Origin of the sequence: Pseudarthrobacter cellobiosi (genome assembly GCF_023913815.1) — a bacterium.
GTDB lineage: Bacteria > Actinomycetota > Actinomycetes > Actinomycetales > Micrococcaceae > Arthrobacter > Arthrobacter cellobiosi.
This window is the reverse complement of the sequence record NZ_JAMXBK010000011.1, coordinates 14,143-32,150: the sequence shown is the minus strand read 5'-3', so window position 1 is coordinate 32,150 and position 18,008 is coordinate 14,143. Positions and strand designations below refer to the sequence as shown.

Genomic DNA, 18,008 nt, shown 5'->3' with positions numbered 1-18,008 from the left:
GCCAGAGCGCCAGCGCCACACAGGCAGCGAATCCGGTCCACAGCAGCAGCAGCCCCGCGGGCTGGCCGGCGAGCTGGGCGACGGCCCCGCCTTGGTCTGCTTGTCCGGCTTTGCCGGAGGCCAGCTGGATAGCGACGGACCCGGTCAGAACGTCCAACCGCCGCTGACGGCAAAACCTGCCCTGGCGGCGATCACGAGAACCCTGGAGTTCGATGCTTCCTCGACCGCGTCCGCGGCGTCCGTCAGCTCTTTCTTCATTTTCCGATACTCAGTGCCAGCGCGCGCAAATACGTTGGTGTGCAACACGCTATTTTCTCACGGGAGCCCACGCTCAAACAGGCCCGGTCTGAGCCGGCGAACACGAACTGGCCCGCAGCCAGCTCAAGGGCCGGTGCGCTACATCCCGCTTCAAATGCAACTTCCAGGCGGCGCGGATACGAGGGCGCTGCATCTTTCGCAGACCGTGCGAACTGCCATACGCCAAAGCTAAAGGCACGGGAGCCATGGCGGCCTGCGGACTTGGCTCCGCGGCACGTCAGGCGCTCCCGTCGCTGGCCCGGAACGAGGTACTGGCGTAGGCGAAGCTGGCTTGGACGATGCCGGTGACGATGTCGAGTTCGGTCGCATTCCGTGGCCCGTAGATCATAACCATCCCGCGGGCGAGGCGGATGCCCGCGAGGGGGTGGGCGACGGCCCATCCCTTGGCGATTGCGTCGCGGCTCAGCGCCAGCGGCAGTGCCAGATGCAGAGAACCGTCGTAGTCGGGGTGAAGGTGTGCGAACTCGCCAACTTGTGGCACGAGGAACGCATCAAGCGGCGCCCCCGGCCCCCGTTCGACCATGAAGCCAGATGCGCCGGGTACGGAGATGGCTGACTGACGGGCGGTTACCCCTGGCAAGGCCGTGATGCTGCTGAGGAGTTGCTCTCGGATATTGAGGGGGCTGTTGTCGGAGCGTTGCTCCTGGGGAATCGACCAGGAAACGTCGGGCCGGGAACCTTGGCGGGCCGGAAGCTCCCCGCCGGGAAGGGTATCCCACCCGCCGGGCCCGGAGGGCAGAATTCTGCGGAGGGCGAGGAACTGCAGCCGCTCTGCGATCCAGCCGCCGAGCTCGGCAACGGTGGTGTTGGTGAGCCCGTGGCCGCCGGGGTCGCGGCGTGCGTAGCTGGGGGCGCCGGAATCGCCGAGCAGGTAGGTCCAGGTGCGGTCCAGCAGTTCGCGGGGGATGACTGTGTCCGTTTCGCCCTGGGCTATAAAGACCGGCACTCCGGCCAGGCGCGCAGGTGAGGTTGGGACGCCGGCGTCGAACGGTAACGTTCCGTACAGGATTGCAGCGCCGGCGAAGCGCTGCGGATCGGCCAGAAGCAGACCACCGGCGAACGCGGCGCCGCCGCTGAAGCCAACGAGTATGACCTGGCGGCCCGCGGGTGCCGCTTGGTCGAGCCACTCCCGGAACCAAGCCATGGTCTGAGTGAGGGACTCCGCGACCGGACGGCCGATTCCGCGGTTGGCGAACCAGGCGTATCCGCCTCCGGCGGGGATCGGTGCGCGGACGGCTGCGTACGATGGTCCGGTTGGCAGGTGTCCGGCTAGGCCAATGATGCCGGTCTCGTCGGCGCCGCGTCCGTGCAATAGGACCACAAGGGGACGGTCGGGGGCGTCAGGGCTGTGCCAGACGACTGTAGGTTTGCCGAAATCGTCATTCATGAGTTGTCCTCCTCAGCGCTGGCTGTGGCGATGCGGCCGGCGGTGGGCACGCCGGACCATCGGGCCAGTTCGGCGTCGAGCTCCAGCGGCTCGACGGGAGCGGCGTTCTCATACTCGCCCCGATGCTGCCGGGGAAGCATCCACATAAGTTCGAACTCGTTGCCGTCCGGATCTGCGCCGTAGACGCTCTTGGTGGCGCCATGGCTGGACTGACCGGTGTATGCGCCAGCGTCCGTCAAGGTCCTGCGGGCCTCGGCGAGCTCCTCGATGGTGTCCAGCTGCCACGCGAGGTGGTAGAGCCCGACGCCGCCACGCACCTTAGGCGCCGCGGCGGCGCCTACGCCGAAGAGGCCGAGGTCGTGGTGGTTGCCGGAGCGGGGCAGCCGCAGGAATGCAGCGTTCGCAGCCGGTTCGCGGGCGACCACTTCCATGCTGAAGACGTGGGTGTAGAAGCGCTCGGCCCGGTCAAGGTCGGTGACGAATAGTACGGCGTGGTTCAGCCGGACGGGGGAGACTGGCATCGGAGGTAATTCTTTCTCTGTTTGGGGCCATGAGCGTGCCTCGGGAGCCGGCCAGAATGAAGGCAGGGCGGCTCCCGGTGATGCGATGCTGCGGGGTTGGGCTGACCGTTGGGTCATGCCTGGACGGCGAATCCTCCAGTCCAAGAGATCTTCTCGCTGGCGGCCAGAGCGATCTGAAGGAAGCCCTTTGCCTCCAGCTCACGTGCCCGCCGCAGTGAGCCGGCATCAATGGCGCGCAGGCCGCCGGCCGTGATGACCTCGGCGAGCCGGGACTTCGCGTCAGTGTCGTCCCCGGCGATCAGCACGGTGGTGGGCTGCCCGGCGATCTCGCCCGCGGCCAGGGTGGCTGCGAAGGTGGTGTTGAAGGCCTTCACCACGCTGGAGTTCGGAAGCGCGGCCTGGATCCCGGCAGTGGCCGAGGAATCAGCCGGCACGGTCAGGGAGTCGAAGGTTTCAAAGTTCAACGGGTTGGTGATGTCCACGATGATCTTGCCGGCGAGCTGGTCAGCACGCTGGGCCAGGATCTCCTGCACGGCGGGGTAGGGAACGGCCAGGACGACAATCTCACCGGTGACCGTCTGGGCAGTGTCCTCGCTGCCGAGGACCTGGACGGTGTTGCCGCCTTTTTCAACGATGCCGGCTATGGCCGTGCCCATGTTGCCTGTTCCGAGGATGCTTACAGTGGTCATTACGGTCTCCTTCGTTTCGAACCCTGGTTGGTTGAGGCTTCAACTAAATAGTAGCGGCTAAAGTTAGTTGTCGCAACAACCAACTTCGGAGAGAATGGAGCCATGGAAACGAACTGGCTTACAAGAGACGAATTGGCTGCCTGGGTGAGGCTGTATACGGTTGTCGAGCTGCTGCCCAATGTGTTGGACTCCCAGCTGCGCCGTGACGCGGACCTGACCAGTTTTGAGTACTACGTGCTCGCGATGCTCTCCGAAGCCCCTGATCGGACCCTGCGCATGACCGCCCTGGCGGCCCAGACCAGCGCCACGCTGCCCCGCCTGTCCCACGTCGTCAAGCGGCTCGAGGCGCGCGGCCTAATGGAGCGCTTTCCTTGCCCCGAGGACCGGCGTGCAACCAACGCCCACATCACCAATGATGGATGGCGCAAAATCCTGGAAACCGCGCCGGGCCATGTGGCAAACGTCCGCAGTCACGTCATTGACGCCCTCACTCCCGAACAGCTCGGCCAGCTCCGGGGGATCGCCGATGCCCTCTTGGGGAAGCTGGATCCTGATGCGGCTATGGCGCCCCTCTATCGCCGTCATGACGTGACTGCATGAGCCCCCTCGCCAGTCCCGCTCGGAAAATACTGCGCACAGTCGACAAATTAGTTGACGCAACAACCATTGACCCTTGGAGTGGTACTTGAAACATCAACTAAACTTCCGAAGGCCGGGCTTGAACCGCCCCCTTCAGGAAGCCAAGACAAAAGGAACGATCCCATGACTTCTCCGGTCTATCCCGCTGCCACGCAGTCCAATCTCGCCCGTACAGTCCTGCGCCTGGCCGTGGGCGTTGTCTTCTTTGCCCACGGCTGGCAGAAGATCTTTGAATACACCATCCCGGGCACGCAGGCCGCTTTCGTTCAGATGGGGGTACCGGCTGCTCAGCTGGTTGCTCCCGCCATCGGCTTTCTGGAACTCCTTGGGGGCGCCGCCATCATTCTTGGCGTACTGGTCCGCCCAGTGGCCGCCCTCCTGGCACTGGACATGCTCGGCGCCCTGTTCCTGGTCCACGCGCCGGCCGGCATCTTCGCTGATAAAGCCGGATACGAACTCGTGCTTGTCCTCGCGGCCGGCGCGGCAGCCCTCGCCATCGTCGGGGCAGGCCGGTTCTCCATCGACGCCCTGGTCTTCGGCCGCAGCCAGAACCGCACCATCGCAGCCCTGGCCTAGGCGGCAGGCTGCCTCAGGACAAACCACGGCGCCCGGTACCCGCAAAACCAGCCGCTACCTGCGGCTGCCTAACCCAAAAAGAAACTAAACCGGCTGTCTCACATCCTTGACACACCTCACAACCGGGCAACTCCCGGACAGTCATAAGCAGGACCACGGCCCTTGGCGGGGTCGATACGGGCCGCCAACAACCAAGTTCATTGTGTCTTTCGCGACTTAGTCGCTGGGGTCGAATTCAAGAACGTCGAAGGGGGCGCTTGCCCAGATTACTGCGCCGCGTAATGCCCGCCCCTGCCATCAGACCGGAGGTCCTTGGGCTAGGCAGAAGTGAATCGATTGGAGCGGTTAAGTTAGGGCGGACCTGGTGTCCTGTATGGCTGCCCATCGAGGCAACCACGGCGCCGGTCAGGGCTGGGTCGTAGAACCAGCCGATGCTTGCGGAGCCGATGACCACGAATACTTAGCCCTCGTTGGCCCCTACTAGACGTTGACCCGGCGCAAAGAGGGCCCCCGTCGATGACGAGGGCCCTCAAAGGGAGTGTGAGTAACGCAGATTTTACGGTTGGGAGCCCATCGGGATCACGATTGGTGTGTCCCGTCGATGACTTCAAAGATTTGCTGCTTTTGTTCCTCGGTCAGCGTCGAGTCCTTGAAGGTGACAACGATGGCTCTCGACCGCCGCGCATTGTCGGATGAAACTAGCGCCTTTTCCGCATCTTCTGTCGAATCGAATTTGAGGTATTTGGCCTGATCCGTCTCGTATGCCTGCTGGCATCGTGGTTCCCCCACGCACGTGGCGGTGGTGACGTCTCGTGGATTCGTGGCGAGTTCCCATTCTTCCTCTGCAAACACTCCACCCAAGTCGATGTCCGATGCATCGGAACAGGACGAAAGGAGTATCGCCGTCGCAATTCCGACCGTGATGAGGAGGCGATTTCTTCTAGTCATTTGCACATGTCCTGTCTTTCAGGGATCGGTGTGGCGTGTATGCGAGGAGATCAGTACTGGTGCGCTGTTGTCCAGTTGCAGCGGTGGATGGCCACTCCCCAGGACCAGACTGCTGTTCGGTCGACGCGCCACTTTTCCAGGTTCCAGTCGCCTGCGAAGTTTGCGAAGCCTCCTCCGACATGGCAGTCATACTGTTGGTGAAGAGTCGTCTTCTCCGTGATGCGTGGAACCTTGGTGCGCGCTTCGTCCCAGCCCGCCGTCCAGAAGATTGCCTGCCCATTGCCTGGCGTATGCATCGCTTGTCCCCACCCGGACTTTCGAAGGTTGACCTTCAGTTGGCCATTTTCAGATCCATACCATGCTGCTTCGAAAAGATCGATGCCAAGCCAAGGGTCCGCGACTACAGGGTACTTGACTCGCGCTTCTCGATGGCTCACCACCTGGGTGACAGTCAGTCCTTGGACACTGTAGGACGTAGGAACACTTTTTCCCTTGGCGTCCTTCGCCCATGCTTGAGCGATCCCTCCGAGCATCGTACCGTCGGCGGACCGGAGAATCAGCTGCCCGTCCAGGTTCTCAATCGAAGAGGCGCCAGAGGAACTCAAGTCGTACTCGTACGTTTCCGGAGCCGACGCTTTATCCAGAATCGTGACGATCTGCACCGACTGGTCAGATTTCCTTACTGGTACGGTCCGTGAACCGTTTCCGTGGTCAAAAACGGATTGCCCTTCCTCATCCACAACCTTCGGAACTGCTCCCCCAGCGGTCGGCAGTGAGACTGCCAATGAACGCTCTGCCCCACCCACTATCACCGGTGTAGCACTCGTTTCTTGGCTGTCAGCCAAGACGCCCGCAGACTCCAAGCCGGACCTTAGCCCTGGGACGGCAACCGAACGATTCTCAAGGACCTCAGGGGCGATGGCCCTAAGCACATCAGAAGCTGACTGCCGCTCGTCGGCCCTATCGGACGGTATCGCATGTGCCGGAACAGCGCTTATCGCTAAGATACCGGCCAATAAAACGGCAGTACCGATTACAGATTTCTTCAAGATATATCCCCAGTTCACTTGTTCGACCGGCTGATCGCCGGAGGCCTCAGTATTGGGAAGAAGTGCAATTATTGCAAGTCAAACGATTCAGTCAGCCCGATCAGGTAATAGCTTCCGCGCCTAATCAATTAATTTGCGGATTCTGTTCATTCAGGATTCCTCCAAGTGGGGTATGATCCTGGCCGCAGCGGTAACACTTTCAAATTCGTGGTTACCGATGATGTCGTCACCGCTGTCCCGTTCCAGCGTGAAGAGGTGGGTCTGGAACGCGAACCCCTCACAGACGGCCACATCAGGGCCGCCATTGACGGCCGTCGATTAGCGAAAGAGAACGCGAAGTCATCTTCCACGAAAAAAGTCCGAATGGTGGAGAAGGAAGCCGTCCCGGTCGAACGCGTCCGACCGGACAAAGTAGCCCGCTGCTAACAAACGGGCTAGGCGTCCGAGCCGGAGGATGTCCAATAATCCCAACGCCCCGACGGGTCACCAAATGGGGCCAGAAATAGCCGTCCCCGTGGGGCCAAAATCGCTTGACACAACCAGTCAGCTGGCTGACCAATCGCTGCTCCAGCTCGGTCCCTGCTCCTCCGGCCAGCGACACATGCGGCTGTCCGCTGGCGGCACCGAACTGCGAGCCAAGCAGCAGTATCAGCAGCAGCGGGAAGATGAACACAAAAAAGATGTTGGACCGGTCCCGCAGGAAGCGCCGGACCTCCACGCCCGCAACGGCCAGGATGGTGCTCATGCCCGGGCGCCCCGGTCCGGTACCAGCCGGGAGGCCAGCGTGCACACGGCGGCGAATCCCAGCATGACGGATAGCGGGACCACCACATCGGCCAGCCCGCCGCCCCCCGCCGAGATGCCCAAGCCGCGGATAAAGGCGCCTACCGGATTCAAGTCCATGAGGGTGGCAATGCCCCCGGAAGCTTCGACCGGAAAGAAAGCGCCTCCGGCGATCCCGAGCACCATCGCGATGATGGACTGGGCAACATTTGCCTGTTCTGCGGTGCGGACCAGGCGGGCGACGATGAACGTCAGGCTGGTAGCCGCTGCCGTTACGCCCACCACGAGGGATCCCACCACCAGCGGTGAGCCGAAGGACACTCCGAACAGTGTGGCACCGGCGGTCAGCAGGACTGTTGTCGCTGCGATGCCCAGAATGAACCCCACCAGGGCTTTGGCAGCGATGATTGAACCTGGCGCCACGGGAGTCGACTTGAGGCGGGCCAACGTGCCCTGCTCCCGTTCCGCCAACAGCCCCAGGACCCCGAATCCCACGGTGAAAAGGAGGAACAGCCCGGTTTGCCCCGCAACCAGGCTTCCTCGCAACGAGAGCTGTTCAGCAGATGCCGTGCCCTCAGACAAGGTCAGCACCGGTGTGCCGGTGGCAGTCCGTTGGCCGAGGGCTGCGAGGACGTCGTGGGAGAGTCCGGCCCGCTCTCGTGCCGCCGCCGTGACTGCTCCGGCGCCAAACTGGTCAAGGAGGCTGTCCACCACTGAGATGAGGACGTCGGTTTCGATGCCCAGCCGGTCGCCCTCCACCACCTGCACGGACACAGCCTGGCCCGACGTGACGGCGGCAGTGAAGTCCGCGGGGATGACCAGGTCGAGATCGGCGCCGCTGTCTTGCGTTTCCTGACGGACAGCAGCGGCTGAAACTACCTTGACCGTGACATCCATGATCTCCAGCGAGTTAAGGGCACTGATCAAGGCACCACCAAGCTGTCCGCCGGCCTCATTACTGGCAATCACCGTGGCCGGCTTCAGCTCGACACTATCCGTGCCGAAGCCGCCGAAAGCCAGATTCAGGACACCCATGAGCGACAGCGGCACAACAAGCGAGAAAATGAAGACAGATTTATCGCGGATACGTTGCCTGAGGTCATTCGCAACCATCGTCCAGATGTCACGCACTTCAATCCCTCAAGGCCTTGCCGGTGAGGTGCAGGAAGACGGATTCCAGGTCCGGCCTGGCAATCTCCACCGACGTCACCGCCATTCCCGCTGTGCCCGCTCCAGTGACAATGGCTGGCATGACACTCGGTCCGTCCTGGACGGTGAGAATGAGGCCTGTCCCGCCGCCGTCGACATGCTGCACGCCAGGCAGGGCCTTCAGGGCTGCCGCTGCCGCGCTGGTGTTGCCGCTGCCACGAAGGTTGATGCGGTCCACCAGTGCGTGGTGTAGAGCACCGCCATGCCCTCCGTGGCCAGGCCCTCCACCGACTCCAGGATGGAGTTCCGGGACTGTGGATCAACGCCCACCGTAGGCTCGTCGAGAATCAGCGAGGTAGGACGGTGGAGCAGGCCGATCCCGATGTTCAGCCGGCGCTTCATCCCACTGGAAAATTTCTTGGTCTGTTCACCGGCCTGGTCGGCCAGCCCGATGAGTTCCAGCACCTCGTTGTCCTGGTATTCAGTTCCTTGCGATGCAGTCCCTGCAGTCGGCCGAAGAACCGCAGGTTTTCCCTTGCGGACAGGTCCGGATAGATCGCGAGCTCCTGCGGAACCAATCCGATATGTCCCTTAGGGCCCGTCAACGTCGGAGCCATGGCTTCGCCAACCACGGTGACCGACCCGGCGTCGGCAGCGATCAGCCCTGCCACCATGGAGATGATTGTGGTCTTGCCTGCACCGTTGGGCCCGAGCAGGCCGAAGGTCTCGCCCGCTTGGATGGTAAAAGAAACCTGATCAACGACCGTTCGTTCGCCATAGCGTTTCACCAGACCGTTGACTGCCAGAACTTCCTCGGTGCGGGTCTTGATGTCCGCCGTCGCCGTTTCCCGCATGTCAGGTGCCTGCGGGACAGAGATCTTTGATGTGACCGGTTCCGGCGCATTCACGGACATCTTTGATGGCGGCAGCGGCGTGGCGTTTATCCGGGTACGGCCCGGAAATGGCGAGCACCGTCCCGTCCGGTGCCACAAGCGTGAACCGCACCTTTAGTTCCTCATCCGTGAATAATTCGAATGATCCTGCCATGCGCTTGCTCCTTGTAAAACTTCGTCGTTCGGGTGATGGGCGGCGGTAGTTGTGCCAATGCTTCCAGAACGGGACTTACACCGTCAGGGACAAAGGTCCCGGAACGTCTCTTAAAGCTGGACCCAATGGGTCCGAAGGCCCCTAGCTGTGGGCGCCAGCCGGCCCTAAGGTCGTGTCCATGAGTCCAATAGCCCTCAGGGCCGCGATTGTGCGTTTCCCGCTGGTTGCCGCCACACTAGCGGTCGGGGGAGTCGTCACCGTGTTGCTGGCAGCCGGGGAGTACCCGGCGGCCCGATGGACAGCAAGTGTTTACGCGGTTCTGGTTGCCGTCATCCGCTCCGGCTCCATGGTCAGGGCGTTGCTGGGTGGCCGGTGGGGGATTGACCTCCTTGCCGTGACGGCCATCGGCGCCACTGTGGCCGTGGGCGAATACGTGGCGGCCCTGATCATTGTGCTCATGCTTGCCGGGGGTGAAGCCTTGGAAGACATCGCCCAAGGAAGGGCGACGCGCGAGCTGAGGTCCCTGCTCGAACGCACCCCCCAGACGGCCCACCGGGAGCGGAACGGCGGTCCGCCCGAGGATATCCCCGCCGCAGCAGTCCGCCCCGGAGACTTCCTCCTGATCAAACCGTCGGAGGTGGTGCCTGTAGACGGTTTGCTCCTTACCGCCACCGGCAGCTTCGATGAATCCATGTTGACGGGGGAGAGCCTGCCGGTGGAACACATGACGGGCGAGACGCTGCTCAGCGGATCCGTTGACGGCGATAACGCTGTGACCATGACAGCGACATCCACGGCGAAGGACTCACAGTACAGCCAGATTGTGGCCCTGGTCCAGGAAGCTGCATCGAGCCGGCCGCCAGTGGTCCGGCTGGCCGACAGATACGCCATTCCGTTCACGCTTCTGGCCTTCGCCCTGGCCGGCGTGGGCTGGTATTTCAGCCAGGACCCGGCTCGCTTTGCCCAGGTTCTTGTGGTCGCTACCCCTTGTCCGCTGCTCATTGCCGCTCCGGTGGCGTTCCTTGCCGGCACCAGCCGGGCCGCCCGTTCGGGGATCATCATTAAGAACGGCGGCACCCTCGAACAGCTTGCCCGGGTGCAGACGGCCGTGTTCGACAAAACTGGAACGCTCACCCACGGCCGGCCAACACTGCATGGCATCAGGATGCCGAATGCGGAAGCCGGGCTGGTCAGCAAGGACCGGCTGCTGTAGCTTGCCGCTTCGGCAGAGCAGTACTCCTCCCACGTGCTTGCCTCTTCGGTGATTGAGGCCGCCCGGCAACGCGGCCTCGAGCTCCTGCCGGGAAGCGACGCGAACGAACACGCGACGCAGGGAGTCACTGCAACGTGCGGCGACCATCGGGTGGTGGTGGGCAAACCTGACTTTGTCCGGTCTGTCACTTCTGGTTTTGAGGAGGCCGACGTGGCCGGCGGACAACTGGCGGTCTATGTGGGTGTGGACGGACGCTTCGGGGGAGCGCTGATCATGAGCGACCCGCTGCGGGATAATGCGGTGGACACCCTGGCTGGCTTGCGCCGGCTGGGCATCCAGGAAACGCTTCTGCTGACTGGCGACGCCCGGCCCACGGCAGAACAGATTGCTGCCCAGGCCGGGATCACCCAGGTCCAGGCAGGCTGCTTGCCCGGTGACAAAGTTTCCATCGTGGCAGGACTGCGGAAACGCCCTGTCATGATGGTGGGCGATGGCGTCAACGACGCTCCGGTGCTGGCCGCCGCCGACGTCGGTGTCGCCATGGGCGCCAGGGGAACAACCGCGGCGAGTGAGTCGGCCGACGTCGTCATCATGCTTGACGATCTATCCAAAGCAGCGCTTGCCGTCGAAATTGGCCAGCGCACCATCCGGATAGCGCTGGCGAGCATCTGGACGGGGATCCTCCTCAGCATCGGACTGATGGTTGCGGCAGCCTTTGGCTACATTCCCGCTGTTGCGGGCGCACTCCTCCAGGAGTTGGTCGACCTGGCCACGATCCTCAACGCGCTTCGGGCCCTCCGAAGTGGAGGAAGGGAAAACACGACGGCGGTAGGAGGCAGGCCAGTCAGCGTCGCCGGCGTGAGGTCAGCACCGACGTCGTGAGCTGCTCTGTGCCTGCCCGGACGTCAGAGCTGCCCGGCGTCCAGCGGCGGCCACCAGCGCGACGAGGGATTGATCACGAAGCTCCGGCCGCTGACCTCGGAGGGCGTTACCCGCACCAGATGATCCTTGCTTCCGGCCTCCCACGGTGAGAGCCCTGCATCGGCGGCCTCCTGGAAATCCTCCTGCGAGTCCACAACTGCAGCGGTGCCCTTGATGACGACGCTCCAGGCGATAGTCCCGTAGGTATTGAGGCCGTCCGCTTCCAACGCGATGGGACTGCCGCCGAGCACCGCGTCCAGCTTGGTTCCCGGGCCGGTGCGGAACACTACGGTCCCGTAATCAGGGATGTAGTTCACTGGGAAAATTTCGGGCTCACCGTCAGTGGTGACAGCAACCCGGCAGACCGAAGCTGATCGGAGGTATTTCCAGCAGTCATGAACGTTGAGGATTTCCGTCTGAGGTCCCGAAGTGTTGCTTTGCATGCTCGCAGGCTACTATATTTGGTGTTAGCTGCGGTGGATTGGGGTTATTACCGTTGGGCAGGGCAGATGTGTCAGAACCGCGTGGGCCGTGGAACCCAGCAGCAGCCGTTTGAAGCCGCCCCGGCCCCGGCTTCCCACCACGAGCATCTGGGCTCCAGCGGCGGCCTCGACCAGCGCCGCGGCCGGTTCCTTTTCGCTTTCCAGGATCTTGTGCACCACGAGGTCCGGGTAGTCCTCGCGGAGCCCGGAGACTGTTTCGGACAGAACCATCTGCTCCTCGTCCTCAATTCGCTGGGCGAGGGTCTCCGTGAGAGCTCCTCTGTCGATCCACCGGTCGGGTCCGCTGAAGGCATGAACGACCGTCAGCTCCTGGCCCTCCCGGTCTGCCTCCGCGGCAGCGTAGGCAACGGCCTGGGTGGATTCTTCGGACCCGTCAACGCCCACGACGACGCCCCGTCCGCCTTCTGGCTCCTGAATTCCGATGACCGCAACCGGGCACTTCGCCGCAGCGGCGACCTGAAGAGCACGGTCGGTCAGCGAACCACCCAAATGGGTGCCGCCGGAGCCCACCACAAGCATGGACGCCTGGGTGGAGTACTTGCCCAGCGAGCCGGAAATGCCTCCTTCCAGGACTTTGGTGGTGACCTCAACCGGAACGGTGCCCCTCACCCGCCCGGCAGCGGTCTCCAAAAGTTCTTCGCCCTTCTCCACCAGCACTCCGGTCCACGGGATGGGCTCGGCCACCCAGCGGTCGTCAACAACGTGCAGAATGATCAGCGGCAGGCCAGCGCGGGCAGCCCGGCGTGCAGCCCACTGCACGGCTGCCTGGCTTTGCGGAGAGTCGTTGGTTGCGACGGCGATCGGTTTAGACGTTCTCACGGCTGGACTTCCTTTGATCTTTGTCGGGGCTATGAACAACTAGGACGGGGCAGTGCGCATGGGCCACACAGGCTGAGCTGACGGACCCCAGAAGCAGGCCTCCGAATCCTCCATGGCCGCGCCTGCCAACAACGATCATGTCCGCGTGGCGGCTGGCGTCTATGAGGGAGTCCCTGGGGTGCCCCCGGACGACGCGTGGAATGACGTTCGGCGGAATCTCCTGCCCGAAGGCCTGTTCCAGGGCGTCGTTCAGGATGATCATGACGCGTTCCTCGAAGCGGTCTATGCCCATTGCCACATACCCGGCGTATACCTGCGGATCATCCCAGTAGGCGGTGGCCAGTACCTTGGCCCCCACCGGGACGGCAAGCCGCTGGGCCTGCCGGAGTGCTTCCACCGAGGCCTCCGATCCGTCCACCCCCACCACGAACATGGCACTATCTGACGCTGACTCCTCCATGACCGATTCCCTTCAGTGCCTGTTCGCGGCCTCTCCAGCCTGTGGCCTAAGACAATAGACCTGTAGGGCCGAAAGTCACTTAGAAACTCGACGAACTGCCTGAGCCGGAGAAGCTTCCCCCGCTGCTGCCGTAGCCTGTGGTGCCGCCTCCGCCCCGGGCCGAGCTGACGCTGCCGACGCCGGTGTTCAGGCCGGAGTTGAAGGCAGGAACCGAGAAGAAATAGTAGGACGGATAGACAGTGCCGAGGATGCTGGGTTCGTAGCTCCGCCTCTGGTGGTGGTCCAGGCCATCCTGGGCATTCTCCATCTCCCTGCGCATGAGCTTTGCTTCACGCTCGGTTTTGGCGAAGCCGTCGATCACGGTTTCCGCGTGCTCCTTCAAGAGGTTGGACAGACGGCTGCGGGCGTCACGAAGGTGGTTCAACGCCGTTTCCGGCGAGGTCGCTGCGGAAGGGTGCCAGCTGCCGGTCCCAGGCTGTGGGCCAGGTGCTGGCCCGGTTCAACAACGCATTACTGTCCGCGATGACGTCGTCCAGGGCGTCCAGTTCAGCGGCCGCATCGGCATACTCCCGCGCGAGCCTAAGGCTGGATCGGCGGGCCAGCGCCTTCGGTGTGAGGGCATGTACCCGGTTCGACAGCTCGGTGGCGGCGCCGTACCGGGTGCGGAAGTTGCGGTGCTTCTCCAAGACGCTGCTGCCGTAGCGCGAGGACTCCGGGATGGTGCTGGCATTCAGTTCGGTGACGTCCAGGTCCATACTTACGCTGGCGTAGCTCCTGTCTCCGCGTTCCAGTTCCTTCCGGCTGCCGGCCCTGGTCACTGCCCGGACTGTCAACCACGCGCCGGCGCCCAGGGCGGCGGCCGCTCCGATCACCCACGCGGTGATCACGAAAGCAGCTGACTGGTACCAGGGCTGGTTGATCAGTTCAGCGCCGCGCCGGACTCCGGCGATGGTTCCGTCCGTCCATTGGGCGTCCCGCAGGAGATCCTTGGCAGCGCTTTGAATGTCATCGCGTTGTTCCAGCGAGACCTTGCGGTCCTCGCCCATGTAGGTGCCCACATGCCGGCCCACGGGATCCAGCGCGAAGATGAAGAGCCCGTCAGCCCACTTCTGCTCGTCGGGGCTGATCCAGTCCGGGTGTTCGGTCCGGGCAAACCTGAGGACCTCCTCGTTCAGGTTGTCCGCCATGCTGCCGTTGTAGGTATACACCACCAACTTGGTAGGGGAGTGGAACTCGATCGAATTGATGGCAGGGACCAGGGTGTTGAGGTCCAGTACTCCCGCCCGGTCCTCCACAACGACGTCGACAGGCGTGACCGCGAAGGCCGCAGGACCGCTTCCCAGCAACATCGCAACCACAAGCAGCAGCAGAAGCCCGAACTTCTTCAGCATCAGCCGGCTGGCCAAACGATCCTCGTTTGCCACTTCTGCGGATCGGGCTCGGATGGTGGCCCGTTCAGATAGTACTCCCACATGGTGTCAGAGGGCGTCTTTCCGGCCTTCTTCATCTGGTCCTGGAGGGCGGCATAGGTCTGAGGCAGCGTGTCGTAGGGTCCTGTGTGCATTGCTTCGAAAGCCTCGGCCTCGGGAAGGGTACTGATCACCACCGTCCCGGTGTCCGCGAGGGTGCCCCTGACCGGAAAGCCGGCTTCGACGTCGACCGTCTGGGTGGGCGTCCCGCGGCAGAGGGCAAACGGCGGTCCGGCCAGTTGGATGTTTTGTCTCTGGGCTTCCGCAGCCACGGCGGCGAACGCGCGGCTGAAGAACTCCGCTAGGGCATCCATGGCGACTCTTTCGCGCAGGACAGCGGTTGGCTGCTCGGCGCGGTGGACTATCGTTGGTTCCGGGTTCACGGCATCCATGGACCGTGCCTGGGCGTTAGTTGCCGCGTTCTGCCAGAGTCCGATCACATTTCCCTCGCTGTCCCGGAAGTAGGCATTCCAGCCGGAACCGGGAACTTCCATCCTGCCCCGTATCGTCCCGCCTCCGAGACGGCTTATCTGCTCCAGCGCCGCATCGATGTCCTCGACATCGATCGTGACCACCGGGGCCTGGAGCATGTCTCCGCGGCGGAAGATCCCTCCGTTAATGGACCGGGTCTCCGTGGGCCTGCCCTGGTCGTTCACCGGTGTGGTCATGGCCAGGCTGTATTCCATCTCCGGCAGCACCTGGAAGTTCCAGCCGAACACCGATCTGTAAAACTCCCTGGCGCGTTCTTCGTCGTCCGCGGGGATTTCGAAATGCACTACTCCACCCATTGGACTCACCTTTCTGAAGTGGGGGCGTTATTGCGATTTATCTTGTTGTCTCCAGGGGAATTACGTCGATCCCGGTCCCCTGACCGGCAGCCGGACCGATCACCAGCAGAATGCGCTTGGCCGTGACGCCAGCAAGTGCGTTCAGCACCTGTTCGACCAGCACCTGTTCGACCAGCTCATGTTCAGCCGGCAGGGCGCCGTCTGTGGGCCGTTTTTCCTGTGCCGCGTCGGCCCTTCGCCACACGGTGACTTTGGCGCCGGTCACGTCGGTGATTGCTTTGGACAAGGGTTCCGGAGAGGAGGCGGTCACTAATGTGACCTGGTCGATGGTGTGCGCCCTCGGCGGGGAAGCGGCCGCCATGACGTGTTCGCGCCGCCACAGGGCAAAGTGGTACGCGGCAACGAACCCTGCGGCAACCAGGAGGCCGAGCGGCGTGCGGATCCGGTCCAGGAGGCTACCTCCCGTTACATCACCCAGGAGGAATTCAAAGAGCCGATATCCAATCACCAGGAGGGCAATGAGCGCCACCACGGCGCTGATGCCGAAGAACACGATGAGGTAAACGCGCCTGCCGGGAGGAATGGCGTCCGCACTTTGCAGTTGCCTCGTCGGCTTCCAGGCCTGCCACCAGACCGGACCTCCCACAATGAGGGAACTGATACCACCCAGCAGGAGGGTGCGGGTGCCGCCGCCGGCGAGGGGTGAAACGGCCATGGCAAGCGAAGCATTGATGACCACGCCCACTCCGGACGCAGCCGCTGCCAAGGCCACCCCTGATGTCACCAACTGGACGGCACGCCGGGTGGCAACAGAACGGCGGGCTCCGCTTACGCGGTGATAGCGCCACACCAAAGCGCCGACGGCTGCAGCGGCGATGGCCGGGCCCAGCGGAGCCAGCAGCTCGGTCATCGGGTCACCGCGGTCGAATGCCGTTCTCAGGAGCACAAAGAACACAACGCCGGCTCCAGCGAGCGCTGTGATGCCCGCGGCGAAGATCCCGACACCAACCAGCGCAACATCAACCAGGGTGGTCTCGAGTTTGCGTCCGCCGCCCCTGAACCAGTGCCACCACCACACGATACTTCCGCCGACGGCCCAGACCAGGGCCCGGAGTACGGGCTGCCACCACGCTTCCACGCCCGGGGTCAGGCTGATCTGGCCCCGGATCGCGACGTCGAGCAGGCCGCCCAGGGCGGTGATGGTGGCAAACGTGCCCACCAGCAGGCCGAAGACCGTGCCGATGACCGCCGGGACGTCGTCAAGATTGACTGGATGTTTGACGGGGTGCCGCCACATCCAGTGGTGCCAGATCCAGATGCCGGCCCAGACAAGGCCATTCGATAAGGGCGAATACCACTGAGGTTCCACCCGGCCGATGAAGGACGCCGCCATCCCCAGCAGGGCCGTCACGGCTGAGATCAAGGAGACCGCATAAACGCCGGTCAGGTACAGGCCCCACCCCGCTGTGGTGCGTTCCGCGCCGTCGTCGAGCCTCTTCCAGACAACCCACCACAGGAGCCCGGCGAGTGGTCCGCCGATCAACGTGAAGGCAAGGGAGCGGGCAAGCCCGGCCACATCAGTTGACGCGAGTACCGCGGCCGAGCTGAACAGTCGCTCCAAGAGGCCGCTAATGCCTACCGCCGCGATCATTACCAGGGCGAATAACAGTACGTAAAGGATCAGGCGGCGGAGGGTGAGTTGGGCGGAACCTGCCGTGGAGACGGTCGTCGGGACTTGGAAAGTCATTGCTTCACTGACGATCCGGTGCATGACAGGAGCTGGTATGGTGCCTGGTCGATCAGCCATTTGCCAGCTGTTTTCACCAGGGAGAAACGATCCTCCGTCTCGTACTCGGACGGTCCGAACGGGCCGCCCGAACCTGAACCGACGACCGAGACCTTCACGAGAGCCGAGTTGTCCCGCTCTGTGGCAGAGATCAAAACCACCCGGGTCGGCAGCGGACCGCCTTCGTGGAAGCCGCCGCACAAGGAACTGGCCGCTTCCGTGAGGTAGGAATTGGCTGTGGCCGTATCGCCGTCAATGACAGCAGTGCTGTACCGCTGGACCACTCCTTGGGGTGTCGACCCGTCCAGTGCCTCAGGCTCCCCACGCGTGAAAACGACTGCCAGTGCGACTATTACCAACAGCGCAATAGCGGACACGATGGCGAGGAGAATCCGGTCGGGCTTTCCCGGCGCTGCGTTCATGCCGCCAGTATGGCCTACAGGTTGCCCCCTTCGTATGTGTCTTCCGGCCCTATTCGGCCCAGCTCACATCCTTCTGTCCTGCCGGTCAATGAGATCCAGCAGCAGCAGGAGAAAGCCAAGCTCAGCCAGTCCGGCGGCGAAATACACGGCTTGGAGAATGCTGAAGGGCACGAATACCATCTGGATGAAAATCCAGATGAGGATCGAAAAGCCCGCCGTCGCACTGGCGAGGGGCGCCCACGGGTGGCGCCTGATAAGCAGGATGAACGCGCCTAAGTGGATTCCGCCGACAATGAGCGCGAGCAGGAGCCCTGGAACCAGGTAGGTGCTGAATGGCGAACCCTGGAGGAGTTCCAGGGGGAGTGCCATGCCGGATGGAATGCCCAGGCGCTCTGGGCCAAGCAATGTGCCCACGACCATTACTTTCCCGCCGATGATCGACGGCAGGGCCACCAGGCCGAGCACGACAAGCAGTGAGGCTCTGCGCATGTTTCCTCCCAAGGAGTCCGGCGCCGTCCAGT

At 63.2% G+C, this 18,008-nt stretch carries 22 protein-coding genes and 1 pseudogene; 4 read left to right on the top strand and 19 right to left on the bottom strand.

The window, feature by feature from the left end; translation table 11 throughout:
* Window positions 1-535: 535 nt before the first annotated feature.
* From NG701_RS00385 to NG701_RS00375, 3 genes are all read right to left on the bottom strand, one after another.
* On the bottom strand, window positions 536-1,705 hold the full coding sequence (locus NG701_RS00385; RefSeq protein ID WP_252563209.1) for a luciferase domain-containing protein: 1,170 nt from the start codon (window positions 1,703-1,705) through the stop codon (window positions 536-538).
* Complete coding sequence (locus tag NG701_RS00380; RefSeq protein WP_252563207.1) at window positions 1,702-2,226, bottom strand: VOC family protein; 525 nt, start codon at window positions 2,224-2,226, stop codon at window positions 1,702-1,704. The genes NG701_RS00385 and NG701_RS00380 overlap by 4 nt, the downstream gene beginning before the upstream one ends.
* Window positions 2,227-2,339: 113 nt before the next feature.
* Window positions 2,340-2,915, bottom strand: coding sequence for an NADPH-dependent F420 reductase (locus tag NG701_RS00375; RefSeq protein ID WP_252563204.1), 576 nt, complete (start codon window positions 2,913-2,915; stop codon window positions 2,340-2,342).
* A gap of 102 nt (window positions 2,916-3,017) precedes the next feature.
* Here NG701_RS00375 and NG701_RS00370 point away from each other — a divergent pair, with 102 nt between their 5' ends.
* On the top strand, window positions 3,018-3,515 hold the full coding sequence (locus NG701_RS00370) for a MarR family winged helix-turn-helix transcriptional regulator (RefSeq protein WP_252563201.1): 498 nt from the start codon (window positions 3,018-3,020) through the stop codon (window positions 3,513-3,515).
* Between the two features lie 162 nt (window positions 3,516-3,677).
* Window positions 3,678-4,130, top strand: a complete 453-nt coding sequence (locus tag NG701_RS00365; RefSeq protein ID WP_252563198.1) for a DoxX family protein — start codon at window positions 3,678-3,680, stop codon at window positions 4,128-4,130.
* A gap of 579 nt (window positions 4,131-4,709) precedes the next feature.
* Here NG701_RS00365 and NG701_RS00360 read toward each other — a convergent pair.
* Together NG701_RS00360 and NG701_RS00355 are read right to left on the bottom strand one after the other, a co-directional pair.
* Window positions 4,710-5,078, bottom strand: coding sequence for a hypothetical protein (locus tag NG701_RS00360; protein ID WP_252563195.1), 369 nt, complete (start codon window positions 5,076-5,078; stop codon window positions 4,710-4,712).
* A gap of 50 nt (window positions 5,079-5,128) precedes the next feature.
* A complete protein-coding gene (locus NG701_RS00355; RefSeq protein ID WP_252563192.1) occupies window positions 5,129-5,740 on the bottom strand; it encodes a hypothetical protein in 612 nt (203 codons plus the stop codon).
* Window positions 5,741-6,334: 594 nt separating this feature from the next.
* Here NG701_RS00355 and NG701_RS00350 point away from each other — a divergent pair.
* Window positions 6,335-6,553, top strand: a complete 219-nt coding sequence (locus NG701_RS00350; RefSeq protein ID WP_252563190.1) for a DUF2382 domain-containing protein — start codon at window positions 6,335-6,337, stop codon at window positions 6,551-6,553.
* A 315-nt stretch (window positions 6,554-6,868) separates the two neighbouring features.
* Here NG701_RS00350 and NG701_RS00345 read toward each other — a convergent pair whose 3' ends face one another.
* From NG701_RS00345 to NG701_RS00325, 5 genes are read right to left on the bottom strand one after another with little or no spacing between them, the layout of a single operon-like run.
* On the bottom strand, window positions 6,869-8,023 hold the full coding sequence (locus tag NG701_RS00345; RefSeq protein WP_252563187.1) for an ABC transporter permease: 1,155 nt from the start codon (window positions 8,021-8,023) through the stop codon (window positions 6,869-6,871).
* 19 nt (window positions 8,024-8,042) lie between these two features.
* Window positions 8,043-8,297: an ATP-binding protein DrrA1-3 family domain-containing protein gene (locus tag NG701_RS00340; protein WP_252563214.1), complete on the bottom strand. Its 255-nt coding sequence runs from the start codon at window positions 8,295-8,297 to the stop codon at window positions 8,043-8,045.
* Window positions 8,240-8,524 (bottom strand): ATP-binding cassette domain-containing protein, encoded by a 285-nt coding sequence (locus NG701_RS00335; protein ID WP_252563184.1) that lies wholly within the window; start codon window positions 8,522-8,524, stop codon window positions 8,240-8,242. Before NG701_RS00335 ends, NG701_RS00340 begins: the two co-directional genes overlap by 58 nt.
* Window positions 8,458-8,913: an ATP-binding cassette domain-containing protein gene (locus NG701_RS00330; RefSeq protein ID WP_252563181.1), complete on the bottom strand. Its 456-nt coding sequence runs from the start codon at window positions 8,911-8,913 to the stop codon at window positions 8,458-8,460. The genes NG701_RS00335 and NG701_RS00330 overlap by 67 nt, the downstream gene beginning before the upstream one ends.
* A gap of 1 nt (window position 8,914) precedes the next feature.
* Window positions 8,915-9,106, bottom strand: a complete 192-nt coding sequence (locus NG701_RS00325; protein WP_252563178.1) for a YegP family protein — start codon at window positions 9,104-9,106, stop codon at window positions 8,915-8,917.
* A 178-nt stretch (window positions 9,107-9,284) separates the two neighbouring features.
* On the opposite strand from NG701_RS00325, the pseudogene NG701_RS00320 reads away from it, so the two are divergent.
* Window positions 9,285-11,201: pseudogene (locus NG701_RS00320) on the top strand (heavy metal translocating P-type ATPase).
* Between the two features lie 23 nt (window positions 11,202-11,224).
* On the opposite strand, the gene NG701_RS00315 reads toward NG701_RS00320, so the two are convergent.
* The 9 genes from NG701_RS00315 to NG701_RS00270 all read right to left on the bottom strand — a co-directional run bounded on the left by NG701_RS00315 (window position 11,225) and on the right by NG701_RS00270 (window position 17,976).
* Window positions 11,225-11,683, bottom strand: a complete 459-nt coding sequence (locus tag NG701_RS00315) for a pyridoxamine 5'-phosphate oxidase family protein (RefSeq protein ID WP_252563176.1) — start codon at window positions 11,681-11,683, stop codon at window positions 11,225-11,227.
* 24 nt (window positions 11,684-11,707) lie between these two features.
* Window positions 11,708-12,562: a universal stress protein gene (locus tag NG701_RS00310; RefSeq protein ID WP_252563173.1), complete on the bottom strand. Its 855-nt coding sequence runs from the start codon at window positions 12,560-12,562 to the stop codon at window positions 11,708-11,710.
* Entirely contained in the window at window positions 12,549-13,022 is a 474-nt protein-coding gene (locus NG701_RS00305; RefSeq protein ID WP_252563171.1) for a universal stress protein, read from the bottom strand. Before NG701_RS00305 ends, NG701_RS00310 begins: the two co-directional genes overlap by 14 nt.
* A 79-nt stretch (window positions 13,023-13,101) precedes the next feature.
* Entirely contained in the window at window positions 13,102-13,446 is a 345-nt protein-coding gene (locus tag NG701_RS00300) for a hypothetical protein (RefSeq protein WP_252563168.1), read from the bottom strand.
* Window positions 13,430-14,446, bottom strand: a complete 1,017-nt coding sequence (locus tag NG701_RS00295; RefSeq protein WP_252563166.1) for a DUF5129 domain-containing protein — start codon at window positions 14,444-14,446, stop codon at window positions 13,430-13,432. Before NG701_RS00295 ends, NG701_RS00300 begins: the two co-directional genes overlap by 17 nt.
* The gene (locus NG701_RS21100; protein ID WP_308291932.1) at window positions 14,413-15,279 is read right to left on the bottom strand and encodes a GyrI-like domain-containing protein; all 867 of its coding nucleotides are present in this window, start codon (window positions 15,277-15,279) and stop codon (window positions 14,413-14,415) included. Before NG701_RS21100 ends, NG701_RS00295 begins: the two co-directional genes overlap by 34 nt.
* 37 nt (window positions 15,280-15,316) lie before the next feature.
* Window positions 15,317-17,026: a DUF5671 domain-containing protein gene (locus NG701_RS00280; protein WP_252563164.1), complete on the bottom strand. Its 1,710-nt coding sequence runs from the start codon at window positions 17,024-17,026 to the stop codon at window positions 15,317-15,319.
* Window positions 17,023-17,487 (bottom strand): LpqB family beta-propeller domain-containing protein, encoded by a 465-nt coding sequence (locus NG701_RS00275; protein WP_252563162.1) that lies wholly within the window; start codon window positions 17,485-17,487, stop codon window positions 17,023-17,025. The genes NG701_RS00280 and NG701_RS00275 overlap by 4 nt, the downstream gene beginning before the upstream one ends.
* A 63-nt stretch (window positions 17,488-17,550) precedes the next feature.
* On the bottom strand, window positions 17,551-17,976 hold the full coding sequence (locus tag NG701_RS00270) for a hypothetical protein (protein WP_252563159.1): 426 nt from the start codon (window positions 17,974-17,976) through the stop codon (window positions 17,551-17,553).
* Between the last annotated feature and the right edge of the window lie 32 nt (window positions 17,977-18,008).

What these genes read in the sequence shown, in the direction of transcription:
- NG701_RS00360 (WP_252563195.1), bottom strand. Translation starts at nt 5,078, where the DNA reads ATGACTAGAAGAAATCGCCTCCTCATCACGGTCGGAATTGCGACGGCG.
- NG701_RS00305 (WP_252563171.1), bottom strand. Translation starts at nt 13,022, where the DNA reads ATGGAGGAGTCAGCGTCAGATAGTGCCATGTTCGTGGTGGGGGTGGAC.
- NG701_RS00385 (WP_252563209.1), bottom strand. Translation starts at nt 1,705, where the DNA reads ATGAATGACGATTTCGGCAAACCTACAGTCGTCTGGCACAGCCCTGAC.
- NG701_RS00330 (WP_252563181.1), bottom strand. Translation starts at nt 8,913, where the DNA reads ATGCGGGAAACGGCGACGGCGGACATCAAGACCCGCACCGAGGAAGTT.
- NG701_RS00380 (WP_252563207.1), bottom strand. Translation starts at nt 2,226, where the DNA reads ATGCCAGTCTCCCCCGTCCGGCTGAACCACGCCGTACTATTCGTCACC.
- NG701_RS00365 (WP_252563198.1), top strand. Translation starts at nt 3,678, where the DNA reads ATGACTTCTCCGGTCTATCCCGCTGCCACGCAGTCCAATCTCGCCCGT.
- NG701_RS00370 (WP_252563201.1), top strand. Translation starts at nt 3,018, where the DNA reads ATGGAAACGAACTGGCTTACAAGAGACGAATTGGCTGCCTGGGTGAGG.
- NG701_RS00280 (WP_252563164.1), bottom strand. Translation starts at nt 17,026, where the DNA reads ATGACTTTCCAAGTCCCGACGACCGTCTCCACGGCAGGTTCCGCCCAA.
- NG701_RS00345 (WP_252563187.1), bottom strand. Translation starts at nt 8,023, where the DNA reads ATGGTTGCGAATGACCTCAGGCAACGTATCCGCGATAAATCTGTCTTC.
- NG701_RS21100 (WP_308291932.1), bottom strand. Translation starts at nt 15,279, where the DNA reads ATGGGTGGAGTAGTGCATTTCGAAATCCCCGCGGACGACGAAGAACGC.
- NG701_RS00315 (WP_252563176.1), bottom strand. Translation starts at nt 11,683, where the DNA reads ATGCAAAGCAACACTTCGGGACCTCAGACGGAAATCCTCAACGTTCAT.
- NG701_RS00275 (WP_252563162.1), bottom strand. Translation starts at nt 17,487, where the DNA reads ATGAACGCAGCGCCGGGAAAGCCCGACCGGATTCTCCTCGCCATCGTG.
- NG701_RS00375 (WP_252563204.1), bottom strand. Translation starts at nt 2,915, where the DNA reads ATGACCACTGTAAGCATCCTCGGAACAGGCAACATGGGCACGGCCATA.
- NG701_RS00270 (WP_252563159.1), bottom strand. Translation starts at nt 17,976, where the DNA reads ATGCGCAGAGCCTCACTGCTTGTCGTGCTCGGCCTGGTGGCCCTGCCG.
- NG701_RS00325 (WP_252563178.1), bottom strand. Translation starts at nt 9,106, where the DNA reads ATGGCAGGATCATTCGAATTATTCACGGATGAGGAACTAAAGGTGCGG.